Source organism: Limnoraphis robusta CS-951 (assembly GCF_000972705.2).
This window is the reverse complement of sequence record NZ_LATL02000300.1, coordinates 16,935-31,971: the sequence shown is the minus strand read 5'-3', so window position 1 is coordinate 31,971 and position 15,037 is coordinate 16,935. Positions and strand designations below refer to the sequence as shown.

Genomic DNA, 15,037 nt, shown 5'->3' with positions numbered 1-15,037 from the left:
GGCGGGTTCTGCAATATCTTTACTACTACTCCGATGTTGAGATAAACCCGCCCCATCCTCTAACAGAATTAATCAACAGGACATAATATTATCGAGTTAGATTCATTGACAAAACGGGGGCTTTTTGCCCCTATCTTTGTTTTAAAAGAATGGAATTTGAGTTGTCAGGTGAGATTCATTTGGGAGGAATGAAAGTGCAAAATAAACAACAAAGCGATGATATCTCATCGATGGATAAACCCCAAACCGGATATGTTTATCTTTATTCTTCATTTCCTGAGTTAAATAGATGTAAAATCGGGATCACTAAAAATTATCAGAGACGTTTTCAAGAACTTAAAAATCAGGCTCCATGCAAAACCCATATTTTAGATTGCGTTGAATCCAATAATTATAAGGAAGATGAAAGAAGATTGCATCAGATGTTTCAACATCGCAGAAAACATGGCGAATGGTTTGAATTTGATTCCGAAGACCAAGCACTGGGGTTGTTTAGAGAATACTTTAGAGTTAGAGAAATTTATGAACAAAAACTTAATGTATTGAAAGATGAAATTGTTCGATTAAAAATAAAACTTGAGCAAGAAAAAGACAAAAATAACATTATCAAGGTCTTGAAAGATCAAATTGACGATTTAGAAATAGAACTGGACTGTGAAAAAGAAGGCAATAAGCTTTTAGAAGAAATTGTTGATCGCCAAAATAAATTATTGGCCTATCATCAAATAGAATATCCAAGTTCCGGATGGTCTGACCCCAGATTTATGTATTGTCTGAAGAAATATACTATATCTATGATCCAATTTGATAGAGTTATAAGTCGTTCGATGAAAAAGTTAGGGATTTTTTAAGTTTATTGGGTGAACTGTTGGCAAAATTGGGATAAAATAAAATAATTCTGCTGTGATGCGATCGCCGTGAATTTAGGGAGTTTTTAACTGGAACGCTGTTATCGAACCGTAAAGGATCAATAGGAGGCGGTTGCTGTCGTTGCAATGATAGTAAAGATAATCCGCCTAAACTTCAATTCATTCGGAGGAATTTATGCCAAGTCCAGCAAAACCTTTAGAAATTGGTCAAGAATATCCCGCCCCAGGTGAAGCAGAAGCGATCGCAAACATGACTGCTATTATAGAAGCAGGTCTTCAAACCGATCAAGAACCCGTTCGGCGAGGACAACACGCCAAGCATCACGGTTGTGTGAAAGCAGAATTTATTGTTGAGGCTAACCTACCTGAAAATCTCAGGGTTGGTGTTTTTAAAGAACCCTCGACTTTCCCGGCTTGGATTCGTTTTTCCAACGGTTCGGGGAATGCTGAACAGCCCGATACCAAAGGCGATGGTAGAGGAATGACGGTTAAACTGATGGGCGTGGAAGGGAAAAAGTTGTTGGATGATGAAAAGCACACCCAGGACTTTTTGATGATCAATCATCCGGTGTTTTTTGTTCGTAATATCCCCGACTATGTGGATTTGTTTAATGTCATAAAACAATCTCCGGGGAAAGCACCATTGAAGTTTTTCTTTCCGAGTCTAAATCCCTTTAAATGGCGTTTGTCAGAATTTAGAATTATCCGAACGATTCAAAGTAGTAAGATTGGTAATCCGCTTCTCGTTCAGTATTGGAGTACAACACCCTACAAGTTGGGTTCCCAGGCGATGAAATATTCTGCAAAACCCACTTCTCCCGCTCCCGAAAATCCAACGATTTCCGAGTCTGAAAACTACCTTCGAGAAGCGATGGTTGAACATTTGAAAACCAAGGAAGCTTGTTTTGATTTTCTGGTGCAGTTGCAAAGCGATCCGGTGAAAATGCCCATAGAAGATCCGACCATTCAGTGGGATTCCCCTTTTATTAAAGTGGCTACAATTAAAATTCCCCCCCAGACTTTTGACTCCGATGAACAGATGGAATTCTGCGAACATCTTTCCTACAATCCCTGGCACAGTTTGGAGGCACATCAACCTTTAGGGGGAGTGAATCGCGCTCGAAATTTAGTCTATAAAACGATATCTGATCGACGGCGCGAACTCAATCAAGTTTCTCCCCAAGAACCCAACGGTGAAGAACGTTTTCCCCAGTGAAATCGGGTAAATCTGGTCAGGTTGTAGAGTTTTTGACACCGAACGTCAGCGAATGGCGGGGAGTGTCAAAAACTCAAATTTTTCGGTTAATATACGCGATCGCTAAATGTTGATACTATTGGGAATTTGGGAAGGAAGCAGGTAGCGATAGTCTACCCCATCGTCGGAAAGACGCTGCTGATTTCGAGTTTTAATTTGTTTCTCTATTTCCAACAATTCAGCCTGGAAATTGGCAAGAATTTTGCGATCGCCGTCTTCGACAAATCCCATTAAATCAGAACGGCCTAGTTCTCCAAAAAATATCCCACTGAGGGCAAAAGTAATCTTCATCTGCTGCAAGTCTTTTTCGACAGAGGGCAACATCTCCTCCGTAGAGGTAATAACGTCGGGTCGGGCGTGGGCAGCCAGGGGAAAATTGGGTACATAGCCGGCGTAGTCGAACTGATTGAAGTTCACTGCGGCGTGTTGGGGGCCACTGGTAAAGATAATTTGGGTGGCGATGTCGATCAACTGTTGCAGTGTGGTAATTTGGGCAGAAAAGCCGGGAACACGGGGAAAGTCTGGCAAGGATTCTATTTCCAGACCCACCATCCCCGACACTTGCGAGGGCAACCAGGCGGGTTTTTGAGGAAATTCCGCCAAAGAGCGAGTGTTTAACGGGGCGCCCAACTCCGCCGCCCACGCTTGTAGGTAAGGGTCTTGACTAACGGCTTGGTCATCGCGGTAGTATCGCTGTAAGTAAGCGGTGACATATTTGGCGATCGCATTCCACAACAGCAGGGCGTCGTCGCGATAGGGAAACTCGGCCAAAAACTCGGAACTCACCCCCCGGTTTTTAATATCATTGGGGAGGGCATAATCTGAGAAGGGCCGCTGACGATAGGCTTGGTTGATCAGATCTAAGGATACTTCTCTCGTCGGCGCCATCAGGTTATCCACCAGTGCGGCGTCGTCCAAAAGGACGGCATTGCTGCGAGTATTGATCGCCAATAAAAACTGAAAGTGGGGCTTGATCAGACGATAGAAGGGGTGATGGGAAGGCAGTTGTCGGGAGGTGGCAATGGTAAAGGCTTCCATCGCCAGATGGGTGTAACAGAGGTGATCGATCAGTTCGTGGTGGGTAATATCTGCCACCTGAAAATAGAGTTTTGCCCGCATCCATTCATCGGCATCTGCGGAAGTTGCGGGGGTAAAGATGCCGCCCGGTTCCAATTGAATCAAAATTGGCTCGAGTTTCCGCCCGGTGTTGTAAAATAAGGCTTTGGGACTGGGAACAAACCGATCGACTTGCAAATCGGCTGCCGTCAGTTGGTCTAAAAGGGGATAATCAGCAATAAACAGGCGATTGGCTGTGGCAGCATTGATCAAATCCAGTGATTCGCCGTTCACCAATTGATAGGATGGGGATGATGCCCAACTTTGCAGGAGGGTTTTTTCGGGTTGTTGCAGGCGACGCAAGATCATCGGGTTTGGTCCGGCCAAGCGCTGACGGGCAAATTCGCGATCGCTTAACCCCCCTTCTCGTTCGTGAATGAGGCTAACTTGGGGGCGGGAGCGTCCTTTTTTCTCTAGTGCTTCGTAGAATTTATCTCTTTGACGTTTGGCTTGTTCTGTGATAGAAAGTTGAGATGAGCGATTCTCTCGCTGAACTTCTTCTGCGGCGTTAATAGCAGCCCTCAACGCTTCTGCCATTTCCTTACGGAGTTTAATAAAATCACTATTAAACTGTTCGTTAGGTGGTAGATTAAAATTCAACAATCCCTCGTGTAAAAACTCTACATCTGCTAGAAAAGTCGTTAATGTAGACCAACCTTCTTCAAGTGCTGCCAAGCTTTTTTCTAACTGTTCCAAAATCATGCTAAAAGGCTGGGAAACCTGCCCCTTATTGGTCAAATTAAGCCGTAGTTCGGTTAAAATATAACGCAGGACTCCATCCTCTCCGGCATGGGGAAAAATGCGTGCAGGCCCGCCTGTCTTCAAACTGTCTGGGTTGTAGCGATATTGGCCTTGTTGCTCACTGCGAGATAAATCGAAAACCATAAATTGCTCCAAAAGACTTGATGGGTTCTGATGCTGATCTAGCAGACCTAAATTAGTTCTATCATAGGATTCAGTAACTTTCGCTCACCATCCTAGATTTATTATTAAAGTTCTGTTAATTTTGATGAATTTCAGGAAATGTAAAAAATCAGGAGTCGGACAAAATTAAAGTTAACTGTGAGGGCGGGCAAAAGGTGAGGAACAAGCCCAAAGCTGGGTTCGGTGAAAAACGGGTTTTTTTAGTCTTTTTTGGCTAAATTTCGATGAGTTGTTTCAGTTTTTCCCCAACCCTAAAAATAGTAATTTCATCGAGAATTTTTACTTTGATTTAGAGTCTATTATCCTCATAAAGATACATCATCCTAATCGAATTGATTCTATCTTTTGAGGCTAGCAAGAACGCTCCTACAGTTAATTTAGGGAATTTTTAAGTTTATTGGGTAAACTGTTGCCCAAATGTCGGTAAAATAATTTTGCTGTGATGCGATCGCCCTGAAATGTCTACCTCCGCCCTTTACCCCTTTACCCCCGAAGAAATCGCCAACGAAGGCATTAAAGATTTCCCTAGCAGGTTGAGTCGCAACGTCACGAAATCTGTCGCTAGGGTTTGATTCAGTATTCTACCACGTCCGTCTAGAAAACTTCTTGATCAATGTGAGCTATGTGTTCCCCGGTTCCACAAAGGTTAATTATAATTCTCGCAGTTGCTATCTCAACCCCGATGAACGAAAATTCCCAATATCATTGAGATTTTGAGGAGTGTTAGTATCATTATGGGTTGGTGGCTCCATAAGTTCAACCAAAGACTCAACAATAAGTTTTAGGGATACGATAATTTCATCCCTCTCTCTAGGTTAAAGTATGTTTTCAGGTCAATCTTTTAAGCACGGTCGTATAGGAACACTAGATCTTAATAACAATCAATCGATCTCTACGCCTATCTTATTTCCTGTTGTATCTTTGATTACTGGTACAACGCCCAAAGGAGGGGGATTATGGAAATATATTTTACAAGCAGATGAATCCAACGGCTTACTACGACGTAATAAACCTGTAATGTCTCAGGTACTTCATTTTTTAGACTTTATTCGGCAACGAAGTCAATCTTTAGAGAAATGGAGAGAAAAAGGGATAAAACAACGTTACATAGAGGAAGTTTCACCACCTTTAACTAGCTATACCGCACCTTTATTTCTTGACTCTGGTGGCTATCAACTTCTCTGGAAAAAGAGTGTAGACTTATCTGCCTATGGTTTATCCATTGAGAATGGTCAAGGCCCCCAGTCCATTCTTAACCTACAACAAGATTTTGGTGGTGATATTATTGCGACGCTAGATTATCCTTTGCCTCCTAATTTAGCAGTTGAAGAAGCCAAAGAAAGAATGCAAAAAAGCATAGATAATGCTGTTACTATGGCATTACAACTTAAACTTAACTCGGACTACAAACCTTTTCTTTACGTCGCCACTCATGGTCAAGATCGAGAGGGTATCGGTAATTACGTTAGGCAAATTTTTGATCAGTTTAATAGGGAAGAGTTAAAAGAGACGAACTTTGGATTGGCTGTAGGCTCATTAGTACCATTACGAGGAGGTCACAAATACGAAATAATTGTTAATCTTCTTTTAGGGCTACAGGAAAGTATTCCAGAAAATAAACGTAATAAAACACCAATTCATGTTTTCGGAATTACGGGGAGTCTAATTCCTTTACTTGCTTACTTGGGAGTTGATAGCTTTGACTCTAGTACCTATGTTCAAGAAGCTAGAAGTTTAGAGTATATTAATCCTGAAAATGGACGATATCTTCATGTTTTAGAAATGGAAGAGTTAACCTGTAATTGTCGAGTCTGTCAACAAGGGAATTTAGAACATATAAAAAATGCACTGACTTCAGATATTCGAGGTATTCCAGCCCATAACGGCCACTACAAAAGCAAATATTATGGAGATATTGCTTTACATAATCTAGAGATGGATTTCCGAATTGTTGAAAAAACTAAAGATGCTATAGCGGCAGATTCATTACAAGAATATTTAATTGAACATACTGAAAATTTTTCTAAGTTGCGTCCAGCACTACATTTTATTGCACAAGAACAGGAGGATTTGAGAGTTAGACTTTCGCGCATACTCATACCAGTGTCATTCCAAAATAAACAAAAGAATCCTGTAAAAAATCAAGTTATTTCTTTAAAGCATACTCCAGATGATTTCAATATTCTCAGTAATGGTTACAAGCCTTTAAAAAATAAGCAGGTGTTATTGATTATTCCTTGTTCCGGTGGTAAACCCTATTCTAAGTCTCATTCTCATCAATTTATTTCAGAACGACTGGAGAAAATTTTAGGTGAAAAGACAGATTTGATACAAAAAGTTACATTGTCTGGACTTTATGGGCCTGTGCCAGAGGAATATGAGCAAAAACCCGCTATTATGAGTTATGATTTTCGTTTAGAGCAGATCGATAAAGTCCAGAGTGCCTTAATTACAGAGCGGCTGGTTTCCTATATAGAACGGTACAGCGATCGCTATATTGCTTGTATTGGATACGCAACCAGCATGGCTTATCGAATTGTTCTAGAACAAACAGCAAAAGTGGTATCTGATTTTCTGGTACTTCCTGTTAAACCTAAAAGTCGCAGATTCTCTGAGTTCTATAGAAAAGAAAATGTGGCAGAATTAGTAGAGCAGGTTAATGCTATTCTCAGTCAATTTTAATCACATAAATAACAGAACAAACGGAAAACATAAATCATAAAATTTAGGGGAGTTTATTAGAACATAAAGCATAGACAAAATAAGTATAAATTTGAATTTGAGTTTTTAATTAAACCTGGTTAATGTTTCATCTTCAAGAGGTAAAAATGGATTTAGAAGATTTTATTGATAAAAAAATAGGTGAAGTACGCACTGAAGCGCTGGATCTAAGCTTTGGTGAGATTGTAAATTTGTATTCGGAAAAAGAACTGAAAATTCAGCCCGAGTATCAACGTCTTTTCAGATGGTCTAACGATCAAAGATCTCGCCTGATAGAATCTATCCTTCTAGAACTTCCCATCCCTCAAATTTTCGTTATAGAAAGGGAAAATGGTGTTTTTGAATTAATTGATGGTTTACAGAGAGTGAGTTCTGTTATTCAATTTATAAATCCCGATCTTTTAAATTTAGAGCCTCTTACTCTTCAAGGATGCGATTTAGTCAAAGAACTTAACGAAAAGAAATACGATGATTTATCGTTACGACTTAGACTTACAATTAAACGATCATCTGTTAGAACAGTAATTATCAAACGTCAAAGTAAGTCAATGTTACGGTACGCTATGTTTAAACGCTTGAATACAGGCGGAGAGATTTTAGATCCTCAAGAAATTCGCAATTGTTCTGCTCGGATGATAGGTGAAGATGGTATTCGTTTTTATTCTTTTATTCAAGATAAAGCATCTCATTCTGGTTTTATGAATTGTATAGAAACATTGGCGCAAGTTGAGAAAGAAAAAAAAGGAGATGAAGAATTAGTGTTGAGATTTTTTGCGACAAAAAACGCCAGAAGTTTATTTAAAGGAAGTGTGCAAGATTGGTTGGATAATTACATGGAAAAAGTTTTGCTTAATCAAATAGAATTTGACTATAAAAAAGAAGACTATGAATTTAATAAGTTATTCGATTTTTTAAGCTATATACTCGGAGAAGGGGCATTTGTGAAATATAGAGGAGACAAACCTATTGGTGGCCTTGCGCCTGCTTACTATGAAGCAATTACTGTAGGCACTCTTAATGTGATCGATCAAATTCATCATGTTTCAAGGCAGCAAGTTAAACAAAAGATAATAGATACAGTTCAGACTGATGAATTTAGAGATAATACAGGTTCAGGAGCTAATAAGCTGTCTAAATTAGAAGGAAGAATTAAAGTAATTCAAGATGCCCTTTTAGAATTGATAAATGAGTAACTGGTTAAAGCAATTAGAAGAGGATCTAAATTGGAGAGAGGCAGAACTTGCCATATTAAGAAAGGAAGCTTTTGCAGCCTCAAAAGATACTGATAGATCCAGAGTGCTTCTTCGCGCTCTATGGGCAATGCTTTATGCCCATTATGAAGGGTTTTGTAAGTTTGCGTGGGATTTATATCTAGACGAACTGCAAAAGGCAGGTATCAAAAGAAAAGACTGTAAAGATGAAATAGCTAAACTGTCACTTCAAAAGCAATTTAAGAGCTTGAAAGGAGATTTATCACCTGAAAGTCTGTGGAATTTTGGACAAACAGGATTTAGAACAATGCTAGAAGACAATCTTGATTTTCAAGTTAAGTTAGAAACCCAATCAAATCTATATCCTAAGTTATTTAAGGATAATTCAATAAAAGTATGCCTTAATTGTAGGCGAATAGATGAATATGAATTTAAACTGAAAACTTTGGTAACAAGAAGAAATGAAATTGCTCATGGAAAGAAAATGATTATTCAAGACTTAAAAGAATACGAGGAATATGAAAAAGCAGCGATAGAAGTAATGTATGAATTGGCAATTTTAATTATTGATTACCTTGACAATAAACTATATCTTAAAAATCCATAGATAGATTTTTTGATAATTTGTTCAGAAAAGGATAGGTTAAATCAGAGTAACGCTGATGATTGATTTCCGCGAATATTTCGTCAAGTTCTGAATCATTTTGGCAAATTCCGATAAGTTCTTTCAGTTTATCCCAGTCTGGAACGATAGTAATATTATCGGGAATGTCTACTTCTATTTATACTCCATCCCCGATTGATATCGGTTCTAAAAGGTGGATGGTTTGACCTCGAATAATTCCTTTTACTTTCATAATGAGTTTTTGGGCTACAAATATACATGATCCTAATCCAATTCATTCTATCTTTTTAGGGCGCAAGCAAAAACGCCCCGACTGGTAAATTTAGGGATTTTTTAACTTTATTGAGTCAACTGTTGCCCAAATGTCGGTAAAATAATTTTGCTGTGATGCGATCGCCCTGAAATGTCTACCTCCGCCCCTTACCCCTTTACCCCCGAAGAAATCGCCAACGAAGGCATTAAACCCGGCGAATACGAAGAAATCGTTCAACGTCTCGGACGCCACCCCAACAAAGCGGAACTGGGTATGTTTGGCGTGATGTGGAGTGAACACTGCTGCTACAAAAACTCCCGTCCTCTGTTAAAACAATTCCCCACCACAGGCGATCGCATCTTAGTCGGCCCCGGAGAAAATGCGGGTGTGGTAGACTTCGGAGACGGCCTACAATTGGCATTTAAAATTGAGTCCCATAACCACCCCTCAGCCGTTGAACCCTTCCAAGGCGCTGCAACCGGAGTCGGCGGAATTTTGCGAGATATTTTTACAATGGGGGCGCGTCCCATCGCTGTGTTAAACTCGTTGCGGTTTGGTTCCCTCGATGACGCCCGTACCCGAACCCAGTTTAGTGGCGTGGTTTCAGGAATTGCCCATTATGGCAACTGTTTCGGCGTCCCGACTGTGGGCGGTGAAGTCTATTTTGACCCAGCCTACGCCGGAAATCCCCTTGTAAACGCGATGGCTATCGGTTTGATGGAAACGTCGGAAATTGTCAAATCGGGGGCTTCTGGCTTCGGGAATCCCGTGCTATATGTTGGTTCAACAACCGGACGGGATGGCATGGGCGGCGCCAGTTTTGCCAGTGCGGAACTCAGCGAGGAGTCGATAGAAGACCGTCCGGCGGTACAGGTGGGCGACCCGTTTTTAGAGAAATCCTTGGTTGAGGCTTGTTTGGAGGCGTTTAAAACGGGGGCGGTTGTTGCAGCCCAAGATATGGGGGCGGCGGGGATTACCTGTTCGACTTCGGAAATGGCAGCAAAAGGCGGCGTTGGGATTGAATTAGACTTAGATAAAATTCCGGTTCGGGAAACGGGAATGGTGCCTTATGAATATTTGTTATCTGAGTCTCAGGAACGAATGTTATTTGTGGGAGAAAAAGGGCGGGAACAGGAATTAATTGATATTTTTCATCGCTGGGGACTGCAAGCGGTTGTGGCGGGAACGGTTATCGAAGAACCGATTGTTAGAATATTGTTTAAAGGGGAAATTGCCGCAGAAATTCCCGCAACGGCTTTAGCCGATAACACGCCAATTTATCATCGGGAACTGTTAGCCCAAGCCCCTGAATATGCCCGTAAAGCTTGGGAATGGACGGAGGATTTATTACCCCCTTGTACGGTTTCAGGGATTCATATTAATAATACGTTCAAAACCTGGAATGAAATTTTACTCACGTTGTTAGATACGCCGAGTATTGCTTCTAAACGTTGGGTGTATGGACAATATGACCATCAAGTTCAAAATAATACTGTTATTTTACCAGGCGGTGGAGATGCGGCAATTGTCCGTTTACGTCCGGTGAATTATTATGAAAATAAAGCCAAAATAGACTATAAACGAGGTGTTGCCGCAACGGTTGATTGTAATTCTCGTTATGTTTATTTGAATCCCTATGAAGGGGCAAAAGCGGTGGTTGCAGAAGCCGCTAGAAACCTTAGTTGTGTGGGGGCTGAACCTATTGCTGTTACCGATAATTTGAATTTTGGTAGCCCTGAACATCCGGTGGGATATTGGCAATTAGCAGAAGCTTGTCGGGGTATTGCTGAGGCTTGTGGGGAGTTTTCTACACCTGTAACGGGGGGGAATGTTTCGCTGTATAATGAAACGTTAGATTCTGAGGGAAAACCCCAAGCGATTTATCCGACTCCTGTGATTGGAATGGTAGGATTAGTTAATGATATTTCTCAAACTTGTGGGTTGGCTTGGCAAACGGAAGGGGATATTATTTATCTGTTAGGATTGGGGCAATTTCAAGCAGAAGAAACGGAAATCAAAGATAGCCGAATCAGTTTAGGGGCTTCTGAATATTTAGCCCAAATTCATGGTATTATTGCTGGGAAACCGCCAGAAGTGGATTATGATTTAGAACGCAAAGTACAAGCAGTTTGTCGGGAGGGAATTCGTCAAAGTTGGGTGAATTCTGCCCATGATTCTGCTGAGGGAGGGTTAGCGGTTGCGTTAGCGGAATGTTGTATTAATAGTGAGAAAGGCGCGACAATTGATTTAGGAATAGATTCGCTTTTACAACGACGTTGGGATAGGATTTTATTTGCTGAAGGTGGGGCGAGAATTTTGGTTTCCGTGAGTCCTCAAAATCAAGCAAACTGGGAAAATTATCTGCAACAACAGTTGGGAGAAAAGGGAGAATTTTGGCACAATTTGGGGAAAGTTGAAGGAAGTTCGGCGCCGTTGAAAATATTGGCGGGAGATGAGTTAACGTTGGTTGAAATGGGAGTTGTTGAAATGAAAGACTGTTATTTCAATGCCATTGAACGACGGATGCACTCATAAAAAAAATTGTAGGTTGGGTTGTTTGAAGTTGGGTTTCGTAACCTCAACCCAACCTACATTTTTAGTAGAACGCAGTGAAACCCAACAGATAGTAGGTTGGGTTGTTTGAAGTTGGGTTTCGTATCCTCAACCCAACCTACTGATAAACAAATTGTAGGTTGGGTAGAACGCAGTGAAACCCAAAAGATAGTAGGTTGGGTTATTTTCAGTTGGGTTTCGTATCCTCAACCCAACCTACATTTTTAGTAGAACGCAGTGAAACCCAAAAGATAGTAGGTTGGGTTATTTTCAGTTGGGTTTCGTATCCTCAACCCAACCTACATTTTTAGTAGAACGCAGTGAAACCCAAAAGATAGATAGTAGGTTGGGTTGTTTGAAGTTGGGTTTCGTATCCTCAACCCAACCTACATTTTTAGTAGAACGCAGTGAAACCCAAAAGATAGTAGGTTGGGTTATTTTCAGTTGGGTTTCGTATCCTCAACCCAACCTACATTTTTAGTAGAACGCAGTGAAACCCAAAAGATAGATAGTAGGTTGGGTTGTTTGAAGTTGGGTTTCGTATCCTCAACCCAACCTACATTTTTAGTAGAACGCAGTGAAACCCAAAAGATAGTAGGTTGGGTTATTTTCAGTTGGGTTTCGTATCCTCAACCCAACCTACATTTTTAGGAATTAAGCTGCAATTTGATAACGATGTGTTCGCTGGCTGAACTCGGAACTTTCCAGGTTTGTAGGTGTTGACGAATTAGCTTAATTACTGCTTTGTCCAATGTAGAAGCTTTTTCATCAATTACAATCCGCTTAACACGTCCGTCTTTAACTCGCAGTTCAAACACCAATTCACCCGTAAACTCGGCGATAATTTTGAGCGTTTGTAAGTGTTGGGTTAATGTTTGAGTTTCCGCCTCATCTAATCCTGTCGTTTTGATGACTTTTATGGAAGAATAGCGAACTGAGTCTTCTATTCCTCTTTCTCTTTCTTGAGTCATAAAATCGGAGGAATCCGAATCGTTACTTCTTCTGTGGTTGCGTCGAAACATAGACTGGGCGAAACTAGCCTTTGCTCCGAGTTCCAGGGAAGATCTTTGAGGCGGTGAATAACCTGGAGAAACAATACCCTGAATACTAGCACTTTTTAGGTTAGCCGCCCCAAGCATACCCCGATAACTAACACCTTCGGGCATTTCTAGGGGAACTTCAACAGAAATATTCTGCTGGTTTGTGTCAACCCGAACGTCATCGCTAACCGCTACAAATGCGGTGTATTGCGATAACAATTGATAGGTTAAAGCGGTGTCTGTAACGGCTTCTACATTCGATTTTGTCTCGTAACTCAACATCTGATTCATCAGGTGTTTAATGCGTTGTCGTCCCCACAATTGGGCGATGGCTACATTTCCCGCATTTGAGAAATCAATGGAAAAGGTTTGTTCGTAGGGGTTTCCGTTGGCAATTTTTCCGGTAACTTTTAAATTACCCGCAGCAGAATCAACTTTTCGCCCGAACAATACTAAAGGCTGTTCTGCAAATAAATCGGGGGTAATTTCGGGGTAAATTTCTGGGGTTTCTCCGCTACCTTCCCAGTGAATATTGATGTCAGTTAGAACGGGGTTGTTAATTTGTCGAAAAAACTTTTCGGCGACTTCTTGAGTCGGTTCATCCTGACGAACAACACGCGAAATTCCCCGACCAATTTCGGCTATGCGGTTAATTAAAAACCGATTCACCGAACTTCCCACGCCAAAACTGTATAGGCGATTTCCTGGTTTTAAGTTGTCTTTAACTTCCGATAAAATGGCATTTTCATCGCCAATATATCCATCGGTTAACAACACAATACTCCGCAACCGTCCGTCGGTAACTTCGGGGAATTTTAAGACTTCTAGAATCCCATTCAAGAGTTCCGTTCCGCCATTGGCTTGCAGTTGATTAACGTAGTTGATGGCGAGGCTGCGGTTTTCGGGACTGTTGGCTAACGGCGTTTCTGAAAGTTTGCAGGTTGTATTGGCAAAATCCATAATGTTAAAGGTGTCATTTGGATTTAACCCGTTAATAAATCGCCGCATTAACTCCTGAGATTTGAACAGAGGATCGCCCTGTTGTGAACCGGATGTATCCATCAAAAACAGAACGTCTTTGGCAACAATTTCATCGGTTTTGTACTCAATTGCGGGAATGAAATAAAGGGCAAAATGTCCGCCCCGTTCGTCGCTTTGGGTTAATGCCGTTGCTTGGGTATTGTTTCCAGAAACTTGATAGCGGAGAATTAAATCTTTGTTGGGGATTGTGTCTTTTTTGTCAAGTTTAACGGTAACAATTTCTCCGCTTTCTGTGATGTTAATTTGATGGGAAGTCGAACGAACTTGGGAAATCGGTAAACCCGCATTAATTTCAACGGTTACGCCGATATCTTGACCGGAACGTGTTCCCTCGGGGACGATAGGCGGGGTGATTTTAGAGGCGTCGGGAACTTGGTCTGTATCCCCGCTTTGATCAATTTTTTCACCGGGAATATAACGGGGACCGACAACCATTGGAAAAACGAATTCATAATCCCCTTTTTCAAATTTTAGGCTGTCGGTATAGCGAATAATTACTTCAATTTCTTCGCCCGGTTTGATATTGGCTAAAGATTGGGTAAAGATATTATCTCGCTGCTGTTCAAGTAGGCCTGCGGTACGTCCTTGCTGTTTTGCGGTTTGATAAATTTGTTGGGCTTCTTCTCGCTTTTTGATATCGCCTTTGATGGTGCGATCGCCAATTTTGATCTCCATTTGATCGACTGCGGCTTCATCCGGTAACGGAAAGGTATAAACCGCCTCCATCGGTTGTGTTAGAGGGTTTTCAAAACTTTGTTTAATTTCAACCCGAGATAAATTTCCGGAAATTTGGGCAAAAACTTCGGTGTGTTTGAGGGGAAATATTAAAGAAACGTGATCTGGAGATTGGGCGGTAATTCCGCCGATTTTGGGTGGGGACGCTGGCATGGGAGTAGCCCTCCAAATAAGTATTTATCGTTTATTCTGAGACATCAAAGTTAAATTTCGATTTTTCGGAAGTAAATGACCCTGGTTAAGTGAAGTTTTGTTAAGTTTCTCAGAAGGCTTAGGAATTGATGTGGATTCTGAGAACTAAGATTTCACTGTCGCAATCGGGAACGATCCAATCTTTTAAGGCATTTTGAATCATTTTTATGATCGTTTTTTTGTTAAGAGTTGAAGCTTTTTCATTCCATAAAACACGCCGTATTCTATCCTTTTTAACTTGTAATTCAAACACTAATTCGCCCATGAATTCGGCAGGAACTTCGAGAGTTTTTAAATGGTTTTTCAAAGAATCAATGCCTTCTGTGTCTAATCCGGTAACATCAATCACCTGTAGCGGACTAACGGCTTCGGATGCGAGAGAATATTTCAGCATCCAATCCCTTGTCCTTGACCAATCTGCAAAGCAGACATCAGTGGGACTCATAAAAGATACGGACATAATTGAAGACCTCATCTTCTTCAAGGGTGTTGATGGTACTCA

The 15,037-nt window shown here is 41.0% G+C and carries 9 protein-coding genes; 6 read left to right on the top strand and 3 right to left on the bottom strand.

Annotation, left to right across the window (positions count from 1 at the left end):
- Positions 1-149 precede the first annotated feature (149 nt).
- Both WN50_RS25165 and WN50_RS25160 read left to right on the top strand, forming a co-directional pair.
- On the top strand, positions 150-851 hold the full coding sequence (locus WN50_RS25165; protein WP_046279133.1) for a GIY-YIG nuclease family protein: 702 nt from the start codon (positions 150-152) through the stop codon (positions 849-851).
- Between the two features lie 193 nt (positions 852-1,044).
- On the top strand, positions 1,045-2,085 hold the full coding sequence (locus WN50_RS25160; protein WP_049561155.1) for a catalase family protein: 1,041 nt from the start codon (positions 1,045-1,047) through the stop codon (positions 2,083-2,085).
- Positions 2,086-2,187: 102 nt separating this feature from the next.
- Here WN50_RS25160 and WN50_RS25155 read toward each other — a convergent pair whose 3' ends face one another.
- The gene (locus WN50_RS25155; protein ID WP_046279131.1) at positions 2,188-4,125 is read right to left on the bottom strand and encodes a lipoxygenase family protein; all 1,938 of its coding nucleotides are present in this window, start codon (positions 4,123-4,125) and stop codon (positions 2,188-2,190) included.
- Between the two features lie 861 nt (positions 4,126-4,986).
- On the opposite strand from WN50_RS25155, the gene WN50_RS25150 reads away from it, so the two are divergent.
- From WN50_RS25150 to purL, 4 genes are all read left to right on the top strand, one after another.
- Positions 4,987-6,846, top strand: coding sequence for a tRNA-guanine transglycosylase (locus tag WN50_RS25150; RefSeq protein ID WP_046279130.1), 1,860 nt, complete (start codon positions 4,987-4,989; stop codon positions 6,844-6,846).
- Between the two features lie 146 nt (positions 6,847-6,992).
- On the top strand, positions 6,993-8,078 hold the full coding sequence (locus WN50_RS25145; protein WP_152964923.1) for a DUF262 domain-containing protein: 1,086 nt from the start codon (positions 6,993-6,995) through the stop codon (positions 8,076-8,078).
- On the top strand, positions 8,071-8,703 hold the full coding sequence (locus WN50_RS25140) for an MAE_28990/MAE_18760 family HEPN-like nuclease (protein ID WP_049561152.1): 633 nt from the start codon (positions 8,071-8,073) through the stop codon (positions 8,701-8,703). Before WN50_RS25145 ends, WN50_RS25140 begins: the two co-directional genes overlap by 8 nt.
- Before the next feature lie 421 nt (positions 8,704-9,124).
- Complete coding sequence (gene purL / locus WN50_RS25135) at positions 9,125-11,509, top strand: phosphoribosylformylglycinamidine synthase subunit PurL (RefSeq protein WP_049561149.1); 2,385 nt, start codon at positions 9,125-9,127, stop codon at positions 11,507-11,509.
- A gap of 665 nt (positions 11,510-12,174) precedes the next feature.
- Here purL and WN50_RS25125 read toward each other — a convergent pair.
- Positions 12,175-14,496 (bottom strand): VIT domain-containing protein, encoded by a 2,322-nt coding sequence (locus WN50_RS25125; RefSeq protein WP_046278638.1) that lies wholly within the window; start codon positions 14,494-14,496, stop codon positions 12,175-12,177.
- 118 nt (positions 14,497-14,614) lie between these two features.
- The gene (locus tag WN50_RS25120; protein ID WP_160315442.1) at positions 14,615-14,995 is read right to left on the bottom strand and encodes an after-VIT domain-containing protein; all 381 of its coding nucleotides are present in this window, start codon (positions 14,993-14,995) and stop codon (positions 14,615-14,617) included.
- Positions 14,996-15,037: the final 42 nt, after the last annotated feature.